Source organism: Albidovulum litorale (assembly GCF_025751495.1).
Classification (GTDB): domain Bacteria; phylum Pseudomonadota; class Alphaproteobacteria; order Rhodobacterales; family Rhodobacteraceae; genus Albidovulum; species Albidovulum litorale.
Genome location: NZ_JAOWKZ010000003.1, coordinates 270,773 through 287,914 on the forward strand (window position 1 = coordinate 270,773; position 17,142 = coordinate 287,914).

At 64.3% G+C, this 17,142-nt stretch carries 15 protein-coding genes; 3 read left to right on the top strand and 12 right to left on the bottom strand.

Going from position 1 to position 17,142, the window contains the following annotated elements:
* Nucleotides 1-7: 7 nt before the first annotated feature.
* From OEZ71_RS12170 to OEZ71_RS12205, 8 genes are read right to left on the bottom strand one after another with little or no spacing between them, the layout of a single operon-like run.
* Entirely contained in the window at nucleotides 8-583 is a 576-nt protein-coding gene (locus OEZ71_RS12170) for a histidine phosphatase family protein (RefSeq protein ID WP_263740262.1), read from the bottom strand.
* A complete protein-coding gene (locus tag OEZ71_RS12175) occupies nucleotides 580-1,692 on the bottom strand; it encodes a glycosyltransferase (protein WP_263740263.1) in 1,113 nt (370 codons plus the stop codon). Before OEZ71_RS12175 ends, OEZ71_RS12170 begins: the two co-directional genes overlap by 4 nt.
* Nucleotides 1,689-2,864, bottom strand: a complete 1,176-nt coding sequence (locus OEZ71_RS12180; RefSeq protein WP_263740264.1) for an aminoglycoside phosphotransferase family protein — start codon at nucleotides 2,862-2,864, stop codon at nucleotides 1,689-1,691. The genes OEZ71_RS12175 and OEZ71_RS12180 overlap by 4 nt, the downstream gene beginning before the upstream one ends.
* Nucleotides 2,861-4,090: an aminoglycoside phosphotransferase family protein gene (locus OEZ71_RS12185; protein ID WP_263740265.1), complete on the bottom strand. Its 1,230-nt coding sequence runs from the start codon at nucleotides 4,088-4,090 to the stop codon at nucleotides 2,861-2,863. The genes OEZ71_RS12180 and OEZ71_RS12185 overlap by 4 nt, the downstream gene beginning before the upstream one ends.
* Nucleotides 4,090-5,856 (bottom strand): ABC transporter ATP-binding protein, encoded by a 1,767-nt coding sequence (locus OEZ71_RS12190; protein WP_263740266.1) that lies wholly within the window; start codon nucleotides 5,854-5,856, stop codon nucleotides 4,090-4,092. Before OEZ71_RS12190 ends, OEZ71_RS12185 begins: the two co-directional genes overlap by 1 nt.
* Nucleotides 5,853-7,028, bottom strand: a complete 1,176-nt coding sequence (locus OEZ71_RS12195) for a glycosyltransferase family 4 protein (protein WP_263740267.1) — start codon at nucleotides 7,026-7,028, stop codon at nucleotides 5,853-5,855. Before OEZ71_RS12195 ends, OEZ71_RS12190 begins: the two co-directional genes overlap by 4 nt.
* Nucleotides 7,028-8,257, bottom strand: a complete 1,230-nt coding sequence (locus OEZ71_RS12200; RefSeq protein ID WP_263740268.1) for a glycosyltransferase family 4 protein — start codon at nucleotides 8,255-8,257, stop codon at nucleotides 7,028-7,030. The genes OEZ71_RS12195 and OEZ71_RS12200 overlap by 1 nt, the downstream gene beginning before the upstream one ends.
* Nucleotides 8,241-9,815, bottom strand: a complete 1,575-nt coding sequence (locus OEZ71_RS12205; RefSeq protein ID WP_263740269.1) for a response regulator — start codon at nucleotides 9,813-9,815, stop codon at nucleotides 8,241-8,243. The genes OEZ71_RS12200 and OEZ71_RS12205 overlap by 17 nt, the downstream gene beginning before the upstream one ends.
* 162 nt (nucleotides 9,816-9,977) lie before the next feature.
* On the opposite strand from OEZ71_RS12205, the gene OEZ71_RS12210 reads away from it, so the two are divergent.
* The gene (locus OEZ71_RS12210) at nucleotides 9,978-11,405 is read left to right on the top strand and encodes a sensor histidine kinase (RefSeq protein ID WP_263740270.1); all 1,428 of its coding nucleotides are present in this window, start codon (nucleotides 9,978-9,980) and stop codon (nucleotides 11,403-11,405) included.
* A gap of 1 nt (nucleotide 11,406) precedes the next feature.
* Complete coding sequence (locus tag OEZ71_RS12215) at nucleotides 11,407-12,648, top strand: sigma-54-dependent transcriptional regulator (protein ID WP_263740271.1); 1,242 nt, start codon at nucleotides 11,407-11,409, stop codon at nucleotides 12,646-12,648.
* Here OEZ71_RS12215 and OEZ71_RS12220 read toward each other — a convergent pair.
* Nucleotides 12,637-13,329 (bottom strand): phosphotransferase family protein, encoded by a 693-nt coding sequence (locus tag OEZ71_RS12220; RefSeq protein ID WP_263740272.1) that lies wholly within the window; start codon nucleotides 13,327-13,329, stop codon nucleotides 12,637-12,639. The genes OEZ71_RS12215 and OEZ71_RS12220 overlap by 12 nt on opposite strands.
* 2 nt (nucleotides 13,330-13,331) lie before the next feature.
* A complete protein-coding gene (locus OEZ71_RS12225; protein ID WP_263740273.1) occupies nucleotides 13,332-14,309 on the bottom strand; it encodes a glycosyltransferase in 978 nt (325 codons plus the stop codon).
* Nucleotides 14,310-14,822: 513 nt separating this feature from the next.
* Here OEZ71_RS12225 and OEZ71_RS12230 point away from each other — a divergent pair.
* Nucleotides 14,823-15,587, top strand: a complete 765-nt coding sequence (locus OEZ71_RS12230) for a class II aldolase and adducin N-terminal domain-containing protein (RefSeq protein ID WP_263740274.1) — start codon at nucleotides 14,823-14,825, stop codon at nucleotides 15,585-15,587.
* 21 nt (nucleotides 15,588-15,608) lie between these two features.
* Here OEZ71_RS12230 and OEZ71_RS12235 read toward each other — a convergent pair whose 3' ends face one another.
* Entirely contained in the window at nucleotides 15,609-16,346 is a 738-nt protein-coding gene (locus OEZ71_RS12235; RefSeq protein ID WP_263740275.1) for an amino acid ABC transporter permease, read from the bottom strand.
* Between the two features lie 9 nt (nucleotides 16,347-16,355).
* Complete coding sequence (locus OEZ71_RS12240; protein ID WP_318527838.1) at nucleotides 16,356-17,108, bottom strand: amino acid ABC transporter ATP-binding protein; 753 nt, start codon at nucleotides 17,106-17,108, stop codon at nucleotides 16,356-16,358.
* Between the last annotated feature and the right edge of the window lie 34 nt (nucleotides 17,109-17,142).

Here is a 17,142-nt window from a genome sequence, read left to right on the forward strand (position 1 = left end):
AATTTTGTTATTTTAAGCGCTCGAAGCTCGATATAGAATCAAGGCGCAGCGGTAGCGTCGTAGATGCACCACATTCCGGGCGATAGCTTCGGCTGCGGCAGGCAGGCTCAAAGTCAAGCCCGGCCAGACGACTGAACAAGAGCCGGTTCGACCAGAAATGCCCAACAACGACTACTTCGCAAGATCGATCGCGAAGAGCGAGCATCCGGTCTGCCACGCGCCCCGTCCTGATCCAAACATCATGCAGGCTTTCGCCGCCCGGAACCGGTACGCACAGGTGGTCCTTGCGAAGCCGGAGACTGGTCTCCCGTTTCGACTTTCCCTCATAGACCCCAAAATCAAACTCGGTGAGGTCATGCTCGACGACCGGCACCAGCCCATGCAGCGCCGCGACCGGGGCGGCGGTTTCGAACGCCCGACGTAGGGGGCTTGTCAGCACGGCCCGGATCGGCGCGGCGCGCAATTCTTCGGCTATCCGTTGTGCCTGCCGGTGTCCCCTTTCGGTCATCGCGACATCGGTGCGCCCGGCAAAACTCTGGCCGCTGGTCGCGGTTTCGCCGTGGCGGACGAGGTAGATGATCATGCGCCCGCCACCAGACTGTCGTAAACCGCGTCCACCGCGCCTGCGGCGGTGGCCCAGTCGAAGCTCTGCGCCCGGCGACGCGCGGCGCGACCAAACTCTGACCGCAGATGTTCGTCGGTGATGAGCAAGCTCAGAGCCGCCGCTAGTTCCTGCGGATTGTCCGGCGAGATTAGCTGCGCCGCGCCTCCTGTCACTTCGGGAATGGCGCCGACGGCGCTGGCGACGACCGGCAAACCCATGGCCATGCCTTCGACGATGGCAAGGCCGAAGCCTTCCCATCGCGACGGGGCGGCGAGGATGTCAAAAGCCGCCAGAAGGTCGCCGATATCCTCGCGGTGCCCGACTAACCGGATGGCCTGCCCGGGCACCGCCTCCGCGCGGGCGCGGAGAGTGTCGGCAAGGGCCCGGTCCTCCATCGCGCCAAGCACGACAAACCGGGCCTGGGGCAGGTCGGGCAGCAGCCGTTCGGCCGCCTCGACGAATGTATCGACGCCTTTCTGCGCGCAGATGCGTCCGACGAGCCCGATGCAGATCTCGCCCTCCGCCAGTCCCAGCGCGGCGCGGCCGCGCCCCCGGTCGCCCTGCGCCAGACGGCCGAGGTCGAGCCCGTTGCGGATGACCGTCAGGCTCTCGGGCGCGACACCCGTCCATTCCGCGACATGCAACGCGACCGCGCCGGAAACCGCGATCCGGGCATCGGTGATGCGGCCAAGACGCCGTTCCAGCGCGATGGCGGAGGGGTCGGACCACTTGTCGGCATAGTCGTTGTGATAATGCGCCACGATTTTCAGCCCGGACGCCCGCAGAAGTGCGCCCGCCATGCGGCCATAAAGGTTCGGCCGGAAGGAATGCGTGTGCAGGATGCCGATGTTCCGCGCTTCCAGAAACTCCGCGAGTGCCGCGATGGCCCCGGTCTTGCCGCGCTCCTCTGCCGCGACCACGACCGTCGCATCGAGCCCCGAAAAGAGATCGAGGCCCTCGCCCGGTTTCAGGATGAAGACCGCGGGCGTGTAGCGCCGTCTGTCGGTCAGGCCCGCAAGCGCCCTGACCACGCGGGGGACACCGCCGAATCCGGGCGTGTTCAGGACATGAGCGACGCCTGTCGTCATCTTGAATACCCCAGTCGGCGCAGGATGTCCCTTGCCCGTCCCGCGCTCATGGGCCCGGGCCGTTGGGCATAGAACTTGGCAAGGTGCAGTGCGACGATGCCCAGGCACCAGTCGAAACTGTCCGCGCCCCGCTCTCTCAGTTCCCGGCAGGCCGCCGAAACCGTGGCGTCAGTGAGGCTGCCCAACTGGACTTCCATGTGCAGACGTCCGTAAAACTGCGCCAGATCGTAGTCGGGCGGGCCGAGGGACAGGCTTTCAGTATCTATCAGGGTGATCCCGGCAGGCCCGATGATCACATGTTCCAGCTTCATATCGCCATGGATCGGCCTCAGCGCCAGCCGCACCGGCGTTGCCTTGAGACGGCTGACGACACTCCGCGCAAGTGCGGCCAAACCCGGCATGACCTCTTCAATCAATCCAGCGGACCTCTCCGCGTTTTCAAGCAGGGCTTGCCGGTCATAGAGACGTGTCGGCGTGATTGGGGCAGACCAGAGGTTGCGCAGGTCAGCACACACCACGGCAAGTAGCTGTGTTGCTTTGTCCGGCGCCAGTTGCGACAGGGCTTCTTGAAGGTTCTGGCCCGGCACTGCGGTGAAGGAAACGGCATTCAGGTCGTGGTTAACCGCGTGGACCCGTGCGATCTGCAAGCGCGTCCCTTCGAGGTTGTCTGCCAGAAGGGCATTGGATGCGGCGAGCCGCGTCACCGCCGCGTCGCGCTGGAGCTTGACGTAAAAGCTGGCGCCATCGCGGCGCTGACAGCGGAAGGTGCAGGACAGGCCGGGGCGGTAGCGGACGAGCTGCGGGGCCCCGTCAGGTGCGCCGCCGATCAGAGGGCCGGCGAAGTCCGCGTAGCCGCTCAGGAATGTGCCAATCTCGGGCAGGCGGGGATCTTGGGGGAAGCGGGTGTAAAGCGCGTTGGTTCCCGGGTCGAAGACCGTGCCCCCGTTACGCGCGGCCAACCGCCGTGCCTTTTTGCCGGGATAGAACCAGATCGCCCCTTCGCGCGGGGCGTCCGACCCTTCCACTGTGCTCGACAGGTGCAGGATCGCGCGCTGGCCACGACTGTAACGAAGGCGAAGGACCTCGACGTCGGACGCCCCGGTGATCGCGCGCAACCGGTCCTGTGCCAATCCGTTGAGGCCCGGTAGCAGGGGATCGTCGATGGTGATCATCGCGCCGCCTCCGCAATCAGCCGGTGCAGAATGTCCGGGGCGGTGTCGGAAAAGGCATAGATCATCGCCAGCCGCAGCAGCGCCGCGCGGCGCCAGAGGCGGGCGCGGGCCACCGGCAGGTCGGGCATCCCGATCAGGAGCGCCCATTCGAAGGCCTGAAGGGACCGGCCTGCATGCAGGCCCGCGAGGAACAGGTGGGCCTGCAGGTTGCCGATATCGAGCGCGGGGTCTGCAAGCGACAGCGTGTCGAAATCGAGGATACCGGCGGCGTTCCCGGCGATGAAGATCTGTTTTTCGTGCAGGTCGCGATGTGTCGGCACTGGGTCGAGGGGTTCCAGTGCCGCGAGATCGGTCCTCAGGCGGTCGAGCGGCGCATGGATCTTTGCGGCAAGGCCGGGAAAAACCGATCGGGTCCGCCGATACCAGTCGCGCAGGATCGCGGTTTCCGCGCCCGTGTCATGTACCGGCAGGTCGGTGAGAGGCAGCAACTGCAGGGTGCGCAGGGCAGCCGTGATATCGCGGCAGGCGGCATAGCCGTCGAGGCCGAAAAACCGTGGCGCGTGGCCCGCAAGCGGCGCGTAGAGCGACAGGCCAAGCGCGGGGTCTTCACCCAAGGGTTCGGGAATGCGCAGGCGGCTGTGCTCGCCCAAGGCCCGCCACAGCGCCAAATGCCGTGCGAACTGGACCTGCCCCGTATCGCTCTTGACCGCCCGCAGCCGGGCATAGCGTCCTTTCCCGTCTGCCGCGTCAAGGCGCAGCACGGCGCGTTTCCCAAGCCGGTGCGCGACCAGTTGCGGTGTGATCGGACCCGGATTGGCGCCCTCCAGCCTGCCGACTAAGTCCCGCGCGGCTTCGGCGTCGTAAAGCAGCCGCAGGCCCGGCAGCCGCTCGTCCAAGCCGGATGTCCTGAGAATGAAGTCGCGGTCGGCGACGATGCGCGCCTCGGGGCAGCCCCGGGCCTGTCCGTGGCGGGGCTTACAAAGACGCCGGATCGTCTCAGCCGCGCGTTCCTTGCCCGCGTCGGGCACCCATTCGGCAAGAAGGGTTTCGTGTCCCGCCGCATATTGCAGAAGCACCGGTCGCCGGTCCGAGAAATGCACGCGTTCCAGACGTGGCCGTCCGGCGCCCGCGCCGATCAGCGCATCGATCGCCTTCTGGCTCGGCCCCTCGCGCAGCTTGGCGCGAAAAGCTTCGGACAGGTCGGTGCTGGCGGTGGCCACACTCATCATGCCTGCCTCGCGACATGGGGCCGGGAAGCTGCAACGAAGCCGCCATTCTCGAGATTCAGAACCCGGTCGGCGAGGATCAGGCATTGCGGATCATGGGTGATGAGCAATGTCGTCCGCCCACGCGTCGCGCCTCGCAGTTCCGCCATCAGCGCGGTTGCCGTCGCCGCGTCGAGCCCGGTCAGCGGTTCGTCCAGGATCAGGATCGGCGCATCGCGCAGGATCGCACGGGCAATGGCGATGCGCTGGCGCTGGCCGCCCGACAGGGTCTCACCCCGCTCGCCGACGATGGTGTCGTATCCGTCCGGCAGCGCGCGGATGAATCCGTCTGCCCCGGCGGCACGGGCGGCGGCGAGGATCTCGTTCTCCGAAGCATCGAGGCGGCCATAGGCGATGTTCTCGCGGATGGTCGCTGCAAACAGCACCGCCTCTTGCAATACGACGGCGATGTTCCGGCGCAGGCTGTCGAGCGTGAAGTCACGGATGTCGGTGCCGTCGATGGTGACCTGCCCCGCAACGGGGTCGTAAAATCGCATGATCAGCTTCGCGACGGAGGATTTGCCAGTGCCGCTTGGTCCGAGAAGGGCGACGACCTCGCCCGGGCGGATCGTCAGATCGGCCTCCGACAGCACGAGCGGCGTGTCGGGATAGGCGAAGCTGACGCCCCTGAGCGCCACCTCTCCGGTCAGCCGCCCCGCCTCTGCGGCGTCGGGGCGTTCGGCCACGTCCGGCTGCAGGTCGAAGATTTCCAGAAGCCGCTCGCCGCTTGCCGTCGCCTTGGCCACGCGGGCGGCCATCGAGGCCATCTTCCGCACGGGTTTGTAAAGCGTCGTCAGATAGGCGGTGAAGACCAGAAGGTCGCCCGGGCTGATCGCACCGGCCCGCACCAGCGTGACGCCGTACCACAGGACGACGCTGGTGCCGAGCGCCAGCAACACCTGATTGACCCGGTCCATATGGGCGGCAAGCCGTGTCGTCTGCACGCCCGCCTCGGCCGAGGACGAGTTCTGCCGGGCGAAACGTTCCTCCTCATAGGCCTCCCGCGCGAAGCCCTTGACGACGTTGATGGCCGACATGCTCTCGGTCATCACGATGGCGATCTTGCCCTCGTTCTTGCGCTGACGCCGGGCCGCGCCCTTTATCTGGGCACCGAAATGGCGCGACAGGACCCAGAGTGCGGGCAGGATGGTCAGCGCGATCAGCGTCAGCCGCCAGTTCATCCAGGCCATGATGCCAACCGTTGCGAGGATCACGAGAATGCGGGCCGCAAAGAAGACGACCGCATCGATCATAAGGTCGCGCATCAGCCGCACATCGCCCGTCAGCCGTGCGATGATATCGCCGGTCGAGGCGCTGTCATGATAGCTGTGCGACAGGTTCTGGATATGGCGGTACAGGTCCAGCCGGATCGCGGCGACCACCTTCTGGCCGACGGCGGCGATCAGATAGGCCTGAACATAGGCCGCCGCACCACCGGCAAGCGCGATGACGAGGATCGCGAGCACCGAGGCCGCAAGCAGCCCGTCGCCTGAGCCGAACGCGCCTATCAGCCAGGCCGTGACGCTGTCGGGCTGGTCCTGCGGAATGAGGATGCCGTCAAAGAGGATCTTCAGCGGCCAGGGCGCCAGCACCTCGGATGCGGCGACACCGATCATGGCAAGTCCGCCAAGGATCAGCTTTCGCCGGTATGGGCCAAGATGCGGTCCCATCCGTCGGAAGAGCCGCCAGAGCGCGCGCGGCTGAACCGTGTCGCTCCGGCGGCTCATGCGGCCTTCCTGTGTTTTTCGACAAACTCGATGACTCGTTGGGCATTTTCTTGCCAGTCATGTTTGCGCCCCTCTGCGGCGGCGGCGCGCGCCATGCGGGCGCGTCGGTCAGGGTCAGCCTGAAGTGCGGCTAGCGCCGTAGCCAACGCGTCGGCATCGCCCGGCGGCAGCAGATAGGCCGCGTCCGATCCTGTCAGCAATTCCGCCGTCTGACCGATCCGGCTGGCCACGACCGGTCGACCCATGGCGAGGTATTCATAAAGCTTCAGGGGCGAGAAATAGTGGCTGTCATCCTCGGGATAGGGGGCGGTCGCCACATCCATGCGGGCGATCATGGGCGCCAGGCTGGCGTGATCGACCCAGCCGGTCAGCGTCAGCGCTCCTGCGAATCCGGCCCCTTCGGCAAAGCCCTCGATCCAGCCCCGCTGCGGCCCGTCGCCGAGGATCAGAAGATGCGCGTCGGGGCAGGTCCGGTGGACTGCGCCGAAGGCGCGCAGCAGCGTTTCGACCCCGTGCCAGGCCTTGAGCGACCCGGTGAACCCGACGACAAATGCCGTATCGGGAATACCGCTGATCTGTGCCGGTCTGACGCCGGGATGGAACCGCGACGTATCGACACCGTTGCCGATGACCCTGACATGATCCGGGCGAGCGCCCCGGCTGATCGCGTATTCGGCGACCTGCCAGGACACGGCAGCAAGGATGGTTGAACTGGCAAGAACCATCGCCTCGATGGCCCGGGCCTCATTCTCATGTACCAGTTCCCGGTATTCGGATTGTTCGACCAGTAGTGGCGCGTTGATCTCGGTCACCACGGGCACACCAAGCCGGGCAGCGGCGCGGATGCCCGCTTCGGACCAGAGCGAGTAGCGTTCGTAGATGAGATCGAAGGGTCGCTGGCCATGCAGCGCGATCAGCCGGTCCTCGATGGCGCGGGCCTGCGCCATGGCGGCACGTTCCTTGGCCGGGCGGGTCGCACCGGAAAGAGCAGGATTGCCGACCTCCTCTACCGACAATTCGCCGCTCAGCGAGATGCCCTTGCGGGCGGCAAGTGCGTGAACCTCGTGACCGAGCGCGGCGAAGGCGCGCATCATCGCCTGAATGTGGACCGAAGCCCCCTTGGCGCCGAAAACCGGTATGCCACGATCGGCGGTGACATAGGCGATGCGCATCAGGCCGCCCTCCCGATCCGGGCGGGTGCCGTCATAGGGGCGGCCAGCAAGGCGCGCAGGGTGGCGGCATTCCGTTCAAGGTCAAAGAGCCGTTCCGCCCGCTTTCGTCCGGCTGCGCCCATCAGGCGGGCCCGGTCGCGATCGGTCAGAACGGATGCGATTGCGTCAGCGAGCGCAGCCGGATCGTCGGGAGGACAGAGCTTGCCGGTGACATCAGGCACGACGATTTCCGGGCCACCCGCGACGGTCGTGGTGACTACGGGCAGGCCCCGCGCCATCGCCTCCAGCAGGACCGTGGGCAACCCGTCCCGGTCGCCGCTGTCGGTCACGGTACAGGCAAGCACTGCGAGCGAGGCCGCCTCCATCCGCTCGACCAGCCGCTCCTGCGGTAAGGACCCGGCAAGCGTCACCTGACCCGACAGTGCCAGCCGGTCGATCTGTGCAGCCAGCGCCACCTCCAGCGGTCCGCTGCCGACGATTTCCAGATCGAAGGCGATATTCCGGTCGCGCAGGATCGCCACCGCGTCGACCAGCGTGGTAAAGCCCTTCTTTTCCACCAGCCTGCCGACGGCCAGCATCCGCCCCGTCCTTTGCCGCGCCGGACTGACCGGGCGGAAGGCGCCAAGGTCGATGCCATTGTAAAGTCGCACGATCCGACCGGCGGCCTCGGGACAGAGCATGCTCAGATGGCGGACGTTGTAGTCCGACACGGTCACTGTGAACGCCGCTTCGCGAAGTTTGGCGCGGCGCATCTCTGCGTCGGCCGTGAGTGAAACGTAGGTGTGATAGATGTCGCGGGCATGGGCGGTGAAAGAGAATGTGCCTCCCATCGCCCGCGCCGCCAGCAGCGCCACCGTCGCGGCGTCGGACCCGAAATGGGCATGCAGATGCCTGATTCCCCGCGCCTGCGAAGCTTCTGCCACGACCTCGGCCTTGGCCAACAGGCGCCCGATCTGATGCGGCGTCTTACCCGAAAAGAGCGCACCGTCCTCCGGCGCGGGTTCAGCCTCGCGGCTGTTGCCCTCGCCTGAAAGCATAGTCACGCGGGCCTTCAACCGCGCGAGGCTGGCGTGGCGGGGCTCATCCGGAGGATCGAGCAGGGAAAAGACATCGACAATGGCGCCGGCTTCCTCATGCGCGAGAAGTTCGTTGAGGATGAAAGTCTCGCTGAAACGGGGGAAGCGTTTCAGCACATATCCGATGCGAAGGCCGTCAGTGGGTCGGGGCATGGGTGACCTCCTCCTCATACCGGGATCTGGTCCGCGTCAGATGCAGGGCGAGCAAAGCTGCGGCTCGGCGGGCTCCGTCGAAACTTAGGCCCTCGGTGCGGGCGACGGGCGGTGGTGCCATCATCATCCGAGCGAGGCTTTCTGGGGTCAGCGTTTCCCGGCAGAGATGGCGGGCCAGGCCGCGCGCCGCCAGCGTCTCGGCCCGGATGCGTTGCTCGGCCGAGGGGCCGAGGCGTGGTACGGTGATGATCGGGCAACCTTGGGCAAGGGCTTCGTTGATCGAGTTGTAGCCAGTCATCGTGATCAGGAGATCGGCGGCATGGAGAAGTGAAGCGAGGTCGGGAACGCTGTCGAGACAAACGACGCCCAGCCGGGCAGCGCGGGCCGAGGCGGCGATCCGCAGTTCTTCGTCCATCAGCGGCCCGGTGACGACGGTCATGGCAGGTCGATTGCGCCGCGGAATCGTGGCCAGCGCGGAAAGCGCTGTGTCGATCAGCGGATAGGCGTCGCGGCCACCGCCGCCCGAGACCAGGATCGCACGCGGCGACTTGCCGGCGGGCCGCGTGCGGGCACGTCCCGGTGTGGTCACAATGCCGGAATAGTTGACCCGCCCCGGCAGCATCGCCTCAAGCCCATAGGCGGTGGCCGAGGGGTAGAACCCCTCGTTGCCATATATCATCACCCGATCATAACTGTTGGCGATCACCTGCGCGGTGCCGTTTGCCGTCCAGGCGTCGCGCACCCGTTCCGGATCATCGAGAATGTCGCGCAGGCCAAGGATTGTGCAGGGCCGCTCTCGCCGACGACGCTTCTCGAGCACCGGCAGGAGTTCGTCGAGAACTCCGCCCGGCTCGTGATCGACCAGCAGAAGATCGGGACGGAATGCCTCGAATACACCGTCGATGATCCGGCTTCGCATCTGCCGCAGGGTTGCAGCGTCAAGGCGCAGAGCGCCCGATTGGAATGCCCCCCTCCCAAGTTTCGTGAGTGAGGGCAGCTTGACATAGTCAATGCCGGGATGCGGTTCGAAGATCATGCCCGACGGGCAACCGACCAACATCAGCACTGACAAGCCGGGCACCAGCGCCACCAGTTCCCGCGCGATCGAGGAATTGCGGCGCATATGGCCGAGCCCGATCGTGTCATGCGAATACATCACCACCGATGGTCCGCGCATGGTGCGTGTGCCGGGCCCACCGTTTTCCGTGGTGAGTGCGGTGACCAGTTCCCTGAGCCGTGACAAAGCGAAGGGTTTTGCCAGGAACGCCGCCACCGGGACACTCTCGGCCCGGCCGCGGTTGTAGAGGCTGTCCTGTCCGGTCATCACCACGACCGGCGTTTTCCCAAGGCGGCTCCCAGCAGCAGAAATCACCTCGATCCCGTCGCCATCTCCCAGCGAGACATCAGCGAGCACAAGGTCGAACCTCCCCACGCGGAGTGCGGTCTCGGTCTCTCTCGCCGAGGCGGCATGAGTGACATGCATCGCGCAGCCTTCAAGCGACCGCATGATGTTTCGGGCAAGGACAGGTTCGTCTTCCGACAGGAGTATTCGGGTCATGGTGTGCCTCATCTTCTGATCAATATGCCCGATCGACGGCCGGGGCCTGAGAGGGAGGAAGGTCCCAATTTGGGCCAATTGCCGCGCCGGAATTGGGGCAAATGCCCCAATTTCCGCCAATGAATGCCAGTCTGATAACTCATCGGACCATGGTCCGTAGTCATGACACGCCCAACCGTCGAATACTCCGCGATAGGAGCCGATCTGAGGACATCCATGCCGTCGAAGCTGACAGAAGCGAAAGGCTCGCCGCATTACGTGCGGGTGCTGTCGCTCTTCATCGTCACGAGCTTCCTGGCGATCTTCGGGACGACCTTTCTCTTGTCATCCTACCTTGCCCGTTACGTCGCCGGTCAGATGATGATGCGGGATGCAGTCGTCTCGATGCAGTTCCTGAATTCCATCGTCCGCGTCGAAGAGGCCAACAGCTATTTTTACGGCGAAACGAAGAACCGCGAGGTTCCGGCGATGGAAGAGTTCTTTGTTCACGTCTCGCGTTTGCCCGATGTCTTCCGTGCCAATGTCTATGCCATGTCGGGAGAGATCCTTTGGTCAAGCGACCGCGAGATGATCGGCCGGACATTCGACGAGAACGACGAACTTTCTGCGGCGATGCGGGGTGAACTGCACCCGGAAGTCAATGTGATGGAGCGGGGCGAAAAGGATGAACATGTCGGGCTGCCACCGGATGTGACCGAGTTCATCGAGTTCTACATTCCGATCTGGTCGGAGGACCGCAGCTTTGTCGTCGGTGCGGTCGAGGTTTATAAGGCACCTGCGAGCCTGCTTCTGTCGATCCACAACACCGAGCGTTTGAGCTGGATTGCCGCCCTCTTGTCTGGCGCGGTGCTGTTTGCAGCGCTGCTGGGCGTCGTGATCTATTCGACGCGAATTCTGCGGCGGCAGGAACAACGGCTGGTCGAAACCGAGCGCTTGGCCGTTGTCGGCGAGATGGCCTCGGCCGTGGCGCACGGGTTGCGCAATCCGTTGGCGGCGATCCGGTCCTGCGCCGAACTGGCGGGCGAAGACGATCTGCCGGAAACGTCGCGGCAGTCGGTCCATGATATCATCGATCAGGTTGATCGGCTTGAGGTCTGGATCCGCTCGTTCCTGACCCAGATGCGCAACGATCCGGCCTCCGCCACCGACGCTGCACATATCGACATCATCATTCAGCGCTGCATTCAAAACTTCCGGCCACAACTTGAGAAACGCGGCATCCAGATCGTGGTTGACGGTTCGGGCCACAATGCCCTCGCCGCCGCCGGATCGGCCGAGATCGAGCAGGTGTTGAGCACGGTCTTTTCCAACGCGATCGAGGCGATGAATTCCGGCGGCCTTCTGCGCATCTCCTGGAATCGGGCGCCCGGGGGCAGGATCGCTGTCCAGGTCGCCGATACCGGACCGGGACTGAGCGAGGAGCAGTTGACCAGGCTTTTCATGCCTATGCAGACCACGAAATCCGCTGGCCTCGGTGTTGGTCTGGCACTGGGCCGCCGGATCGCCGAGCGACTTGGAGGCAGCCTCGACCTGCGCAACGGGCCGGAACGTGGGGTCGAAGTGACACTGACATTGCCAGCGGGGGCATGACATGAGTGAAGTTCTTGTGATCGACGACGAAACCGTGTTGGCCCGCGCGATGGTCAGTTTTCTGGAGCGGCGCGGGTTCCCGAGTGTCTATGCGGTCGACGGGGTGTCGGCAAAGGCGATGTTTCAACGCGAACAGCCCCGACTGGTCATTCTCGATTACAAGTTGAACGAGGATGACGGGCTGGAACTGCTGGAATGGATCCTGGAATCCGATCCGCGCACGCAGATCGTCATGATGACGGGACACGGCGATGTCGGCGTGGCCGTGCGGGCGATGAAGGCTGGCGCACGGGATTTCATCGTCAAGCCTGCCTCGCTTGCATCCATCGCGGCGATTGCCAGGGACCTGATGCTGGACGAACTCGGGGCGGGGCTGAACCGTACCGGTGTGGAACGCATCATCGGCCGCTCTTCCGCCGCCAACTCCCTGCGCACGGCCATCACCGGGCTTGCCCGCCCCTGCGACCGCGACACCCGGCCCGGCGTTCTTATCGTCGGTGCCGCGGGAACCGGCAAAACTCTCGCCGCCCGTGCGCTGCACGACGCGTCGGGCGGGATGCCGGAAGGATTTATCTGCGTCGACTGTACCCATCGGCGCGAAGACATGGGCGCGCATCTGGCCGAGATGGTATCCCGTGCGGCCCGGGGCACACTGGTGCTGCGTCATCTGGAGCACCTTTCCGAAACCGCGCAGGGTCAGCTCCTTGCCCTTCTCGACGATGCAGCAACGCCACCATCGCTCATCGCCACGGCGAACCAGTATCTGTCGCCCGGGAATGGTGAGGGGCTGATCCTGCCCGGTCTTCTTTATCGGGTGCAGGTCGGCTGGATCGACGTGCCGTCGCTGGGGGAGCGGACCTCCGACATCCTGCCCATCGCGGATTACACGGCCAGCCGGATCGCCCGTGACAACGGATTTGGCCGCCCGAGGCTGACCGCCGAGGCGCGGGCGCGGCTCTTGCAGCTCGATTGGCCCGGCAACGTGGCCGAACTGGTCAACTGCATCGAACGGGCGATGCTGCTCCAGACCGACGGCGTGATCGACGCGGGCCATATCCGGCCGATTACCGCGCGGTGCCCGGTGGATGACGATGTTCCGACGCTTCAGGAACTGGAACTTGGCGCGATCCGCAAGGCGCTGGGCATGGCGGGTGGGAATGTCTCACGCGCGGCGGGGCTATTGGGGGTCAGCCGGGACACGTTGCGCTACAGGATGGAGAAATTCGCCCTGTCACGGCGCTGAAAGGTATTGGGCGAGTGCCGCACCGTAGTCCGGGCGCCCGGCAGCGCGCAGCTTCAGATGGCGGCGGATCAGCGCCAGCCGAAGATACCGATCAATCCACTTTGGATCGCATCCGCGCCCGAGCGCGGCCCAGCCGCCAAGGACCTCCCTCTGCCAGAAGGCGAGGCTATCGGCAAAATTGCTGCGGGCGGTTTCTGCGCTCGACGACAGATGGGCGATGAAATTGCCTAGATCAGCCTCCGGCGGGCCTATCGCGAGATCGTCGAGGTCGACCAGCCACATGTCGCCCGCCTCATCGCGGATGAGTTGCCCGACATGGAAATCGCCGTGCAGGAGTGTCGTCCCGCCGATTTCTTCTGACCCCAGTTGGTCCAGCGCAGCGGTCAGCCAACCGGGATCGTCCGCGGTCCGGCGTGGCCGAATGCGCAACAGAGGGTCAAAACTGGGCACAGCCTTTGCAGGCACGTCGTGCAATGCGGCAAGCGGGGCGAGCAACGCAGAGATCGGCACGACTGCGATCAGCTCGAACCTGCTCGCGCCCGCAATGTAATCGAAAAGCAGATCCTTCGGGCCCCTGCCCGGACGGGCTTCCGGCGTGCGGATCCCCCCCGCACGCAGCCAAGTCGTCCGGCGTCCGGCTACCGTTGCCGCAGCAGCCGTCGCGTACGATTTCCGGAACAATGTCATAGCAGATCGAGAATCAGCTCGGCCGCACGCGCCGCACCGTCCGCGCCCAGAACGATCGGCGCCCTGCGTGTGGGCCGCGCGATCTGAGCGGAAAGCCAATCAACGGCCGCATCGTGCTGTTTGGGCGCGTAGCCATGGCCAAGTTTCGGCCCCCAGAGCCGGACACGCGCCGCCTGATCGTCAAGGCTGCGCGGGATGGGCAGCAAGAGCGCGGGCGTATCGGTTGTCGCCAGTTCAAGGACCGAATTGTAGCCCGCCGTAGTGATAACCAGATCGGCGGCTCGGAAGGTCAGGTTCAGATCGCCGCCGGGATCGAAGACTTCATCCGCCCCTGCAAGTTGTGCCCCACCTGCCCGTGGGCCAATCGCCTGCCGGATCAAGAAGGGAGCGCCAATTCGCCCGCGAGTATCGGCGAGAAGACGGTCAAGTATGGGATAGAGCAGATTTCGCGTCGCCTCGGTTCCGCCCCCTCCGGTCGCGACGACAATGCCTGCCGGTTTGTCCGAGGCGCGACGTACACCTGTCGTTCGCACGATCCATCCCGTCGGCTCGACGGAAGTCGACAGTGCAGAGCCGTCCGGCATCCAGTGAGCCCGTGGATTGGGCACGAGGACACGGTCCCAGAGACCGCCGGGGATGCGGAACGACGCAATACGATCCGCCGGTGTTTCCCTCAGGATCAGCACTTTTCGGCCTGCGGCCCGCTCGATCCCAGGCAGCTCGATGGTGTCGCAGACCAGGATGCCTGATGCCTCAGCCACGACTTGCGCCATCTCCGCTCTCGGTCGCAGAAGGATCCGGTCAAACACACCCAGTTCATCGCAGGCGATACCCGCTGGGGCAGCGTTGGTGATCAGCTGCAGATCGAGTGCCTTTGCCTTTCGGCGCAGGGCATGAGCAACCGTTGTCACGCGACGCAGATGGCCAATCCCGGATCTGCCGGTGGCAAGAAATGAGAGGGTGCTTTTATTCATTCTCGCTTAGGACTTGGGCTTCAAGACAATCACAGAGTTTCTTGGCCCATGATAGGCTCGAACGCCCGCAGATTGGGTTATCTCGCCAATTCCGCCCCGTATCGAATTTTGCGCCCAAGTTGCGTCGATAGTCCAATCTGCCGAAAACCATCCAGCCGTCGGATCCATGCTCCGAAGGTCCTAGCGAAGGGTAGCGCACCGTCGGAAAATCTGACGCAGCACTGAGAGTTACGAAATCAACCTTTGCGTTGGCCAGCAACGATGTCTGAATGGCAGGTTTCGCGGTTGACGCAGCTCACCTTCGCAACCGCAGCGAATGCCCGCTTCCCGCCGACCTGCTAGGCATCGCCCGGTGATCAACGGATCAATCACGCCCCGTGCGGATTGGGTTCGCCGCGCCGATCAGCTGTCGGCTGGCATGTCGGGCGCGAAGAATCCGAATGACGTGAAGTGCGCTGCAGTCTATCAATTGTTGCGACGGAACTGTTCTGGATTTTGTTGAGGGAACGCACCATGACGACCGCGACGGCCTTGAAACCCCGCCCGAATATCGACCATTGGCAGGAACGGGTTGAGCTTGCCGCCGCGTTCCGCTGGACGGCGCGGCTGAATATGCATGAGGGCGTCGCGAACCATTTCTCGCTTGCGGTCAATCCTGACGGCACGCAGTTCCTGATGAACCCCAATCAGGTCCATTTCTCGCGGATCAAGGCCTCCGACATCCTGCTTCTGGATGCCAATGACCTCGACGCGCTCAAAACGCCCGACGCGCCCGACCCCACCGCCTGGGGCCTGCACGGCTCGGTTCACCGGCGCTGCCCGCATGCGCGCTGCGTTATGCATGTGCATTCGATCTTTGCGACCGTGCTCGCCTCGCTTGCCGACAGCAATATACCGCCAATCGACCAGAACACCGCGACCTTCTACAACCGCTACATCATCGACGCGCATTTTGGCGGTCTTGCCTTCGAGGATGAGGGCGAGCGCTGCGCGGCGGCGCTGACCGATCCGACGAAGAAGGTGATGATTATGGGCAATCACGGTGTCCTCGTCCTCGGAAAGGATGTCGCTGACGCCTTCAACCGGCTTTATTATTTTGAACGCGCGGCCGAGACATATATCCGCGCGCTGCAGACCGGTCAGAAACTGCGGGTGCTGAGCCACGAGATCGCCGAAAAGACCGCGGCGGAGCTTGACGACTATCCCGGTCAGGCGGAGCGGCACATGGCCGAACTCAAGGCGATCCTCGACGAGGAAGGGTCCAACTATGCAAGCTGAGGCGGCTGGCAGCGCGGCGTGTCAGCCGCGCTCATCAGTCTGCATCCGGCGTTCGAGCCACCGCACCCCGGCTGAGACGATCAGGATCAGAACGAGGTATTCCAGCACCAGAACGGTGTAGATTTCAAGCGGTCGGTATTCGGTGACGACGAGTTCATTGGCCTTGCGGGTCAGTTCCTGCATGCCGATGACCGAAACCAGCGACGACATCTTCAGCATGTAGACAAGCTGATTGCCGAGCGCGGGCAGGATGCGGCGGATGGCCTGTGGCAGGATGACGTAGCGCATCGTGTCGATGTAGTTAAGCGAGACGGAATAGGCGGCCTCGTACTGGCCGCGCGCGATGGACTGGATGCCAGCACGGAAGATCTCGGCCTCGAACGCGCTGTCCGACAGCGCCAGCGCGATCACCCCGGCCCAGAAGACGCCGATGGTCAGGCCCGTCAGTTGCGGCAGGCCGTAATAGACCCAGAGGATCATGACGAGGATCGGCACGGCGCGGATCAGTTCCACATAGGTCCGGCTGGCCCGGCGCAGCCAAGGGCGTGATGACAGGCCGGGAAGGGCAACCAGCAGCCCCAGTGCAATCGAGATCAGGATCGCAGTCAGCGACAGAAGAACCGTGTATTTCAGGCCGCTGAGAAGGAAGGTGAGGTTGGTCCAGCCCGCCTTGGTCTGCGGGTTCACCACATACCAGCCCCAATTGGCCGAACAGGCCGAAAGCGCGAAAGCGAGGAATATGAGAAGAAGTCTGTTCATCGCCCGCCCCTAATGATTGAGGATCTTGTCGAGGAAATCGCGGCACCTCTGGCTTTTCGGTGCTGTGAAGAACTCCCCGGGCGCGGCGGTTTCGACGATCTCGCCATGATCCATGAAGACCATGCGGTCAGCGACCTTGCGGGCAAAACCCATCTCATGCGTCACGACGATCATGGTCATGCCGGTGCCCGCAAGTTCGACCATCACATCGAGCACCTCGGTGATCATCTCGGGGTCGAGCGCGGAGGTCGGTTCATCGAACAGCATGATCCGCGGTTCCATGCAGAGCGAGCGGGCGATGGCGACGCGCTGCTGCTGACCACCCGAAAGCTGGCGCGGATACTTGTCGGCCTGCTCCGGGATGCGCACCCGTTCCAGATAACGCATCGCAAGGTCACGCGCCTCACCGCTGCTCATTTTGCGCGCCCGGATCGGTCCGAGGGTGAGGTTTTCCAGAACCGTCAGATGCGGAAAGAGGTTGAACTGCTGGAACACCATGCCGACCTGGTTGCGCACCTTGCGAAGGGCTGCAGCATCTTTGCCAAGGCGCTGACCATCGACCGTGATTTCGCCCTGTTCGTAGCTTTCCAGACCGTTGATGCAGCGGATCAGTGTCGATTTACCCGATCCGGAGGGGCCGCAAACCACGATGCGTTCGCCTGACATGGCCTCGAAATCAACGGATTTCAGAACCTGAAAGTCACCGTAGAATTTTGAAACACCCGTGAACCGGATGATCGCGGTCCGCTCTTTTTCCGACATTCGTCCCCCTTCGGAAAAACGTCACCGCGAACCG

Excerpts from the sequence above, each read along its gene's own strand:
- OEZ71_RS12170 (WP_263740262.1), bottom strand. The coding sequence starts at position 583 with ATGATCATCTACCTCGTCCGCCACGGCGAAACCGCGACCAGCGGCCAG.
- OEZ71_RS12175 (WP_263740263.1), bottom strand. The coding sequence starts at position 1,692 with ATGACGACAGGCGTCGCTCATGTCCTGAACACGCCCGGATTCGGCGGT.
- OEZ71_RS12180 (WP_263740264.1), bottom strand. The coding sequence starts at position 2,864 with ATGATCACCATCGACGATCCCCTGCTACCGGGCCTCAACGGATTGGCA.
- OEZ71_RS12185 (WP_263740265.1), bottom strand. The coding sequence starts at position 4,090 with ATGAGTGTGGCCACCGCCAGCACCGACCTGTCCGAAGCTTTTCGCGCC.
- OEZ71_RS12190 (WP_263740266.1), bottom strand. The coding sequence starts at position 5,856 with ATGAGCCGCCGGAGCGACACGGTTCAGCCGCGCGCGCTCTGGCGGCTC.
- OEZ71_RS12195 (WP_263740267.1), bottom strand. The coding sequence starts at position 7,028 with ATGCGCATCGCCTATGTCACCGCCGATCGTGGCATACCGGTTTTCGGC.
- OEZ71_RS12200 (WP_263740268.1), bottom strand. The coding sequence starts at position 8,257 with ATGCCCCGACCCACTGACGGCCTTCGCATCGGATATGTGCTGAAACGC.
- OEZ71_RS12205 (WP_263740269.1), bottom strand. The coding sequence starts at position 9,815 with ATGACCCGAATACTCCTGTCGGAAGACGAACCTGTCCTTGCCCGAAAC.
- OEZ71_RS12210 (WP_263740270.1), top strand. The coding sequence starts at position 9,978 with ATGACACGCCCAACCGTCGAATACTCCGCGATAGGAGCCGATCTGAGG.
- OEZ71_RS12215 (WP_263740271.1), top strand. The coding sequence starts at position 11,407 with ATGAGTGAAGTTCTTGTGATCGACGACGAAACCGTGTTGGCCCGCGCG.
- OEZ71_RS12225 (WP_263740273.1), bottom strand. The coding sequence starts at position 14,309 with ATGAATAAAAGCACCCTCTCATTTCTTGCCACCGGCAGATCCGGGATT.
- OEZ71_RS12230 (WP_263740274.1), top strand. The coding sequence starts at position 14,823 with ATGACGACCGCGACGGCCTTGAAACCCCGCCCGAATATCGACCATTGG.
- OEZ71_RS12235 (WP_263740275.1), bottom strand. The coding sequence starts at position 16,346 with ATGAACAGACTTCTTCTCATATTCCTCGCTTTCGCGCTTTCGGCCTGT.
- OEZ71_RS12240 (WP_318527838.1), bottom strand. The coding sequence starts at position 17,108 with ATGTCGGAAAAAGAGCGGACCGCGATCATCCGGTTCACGGGTGTTTCA.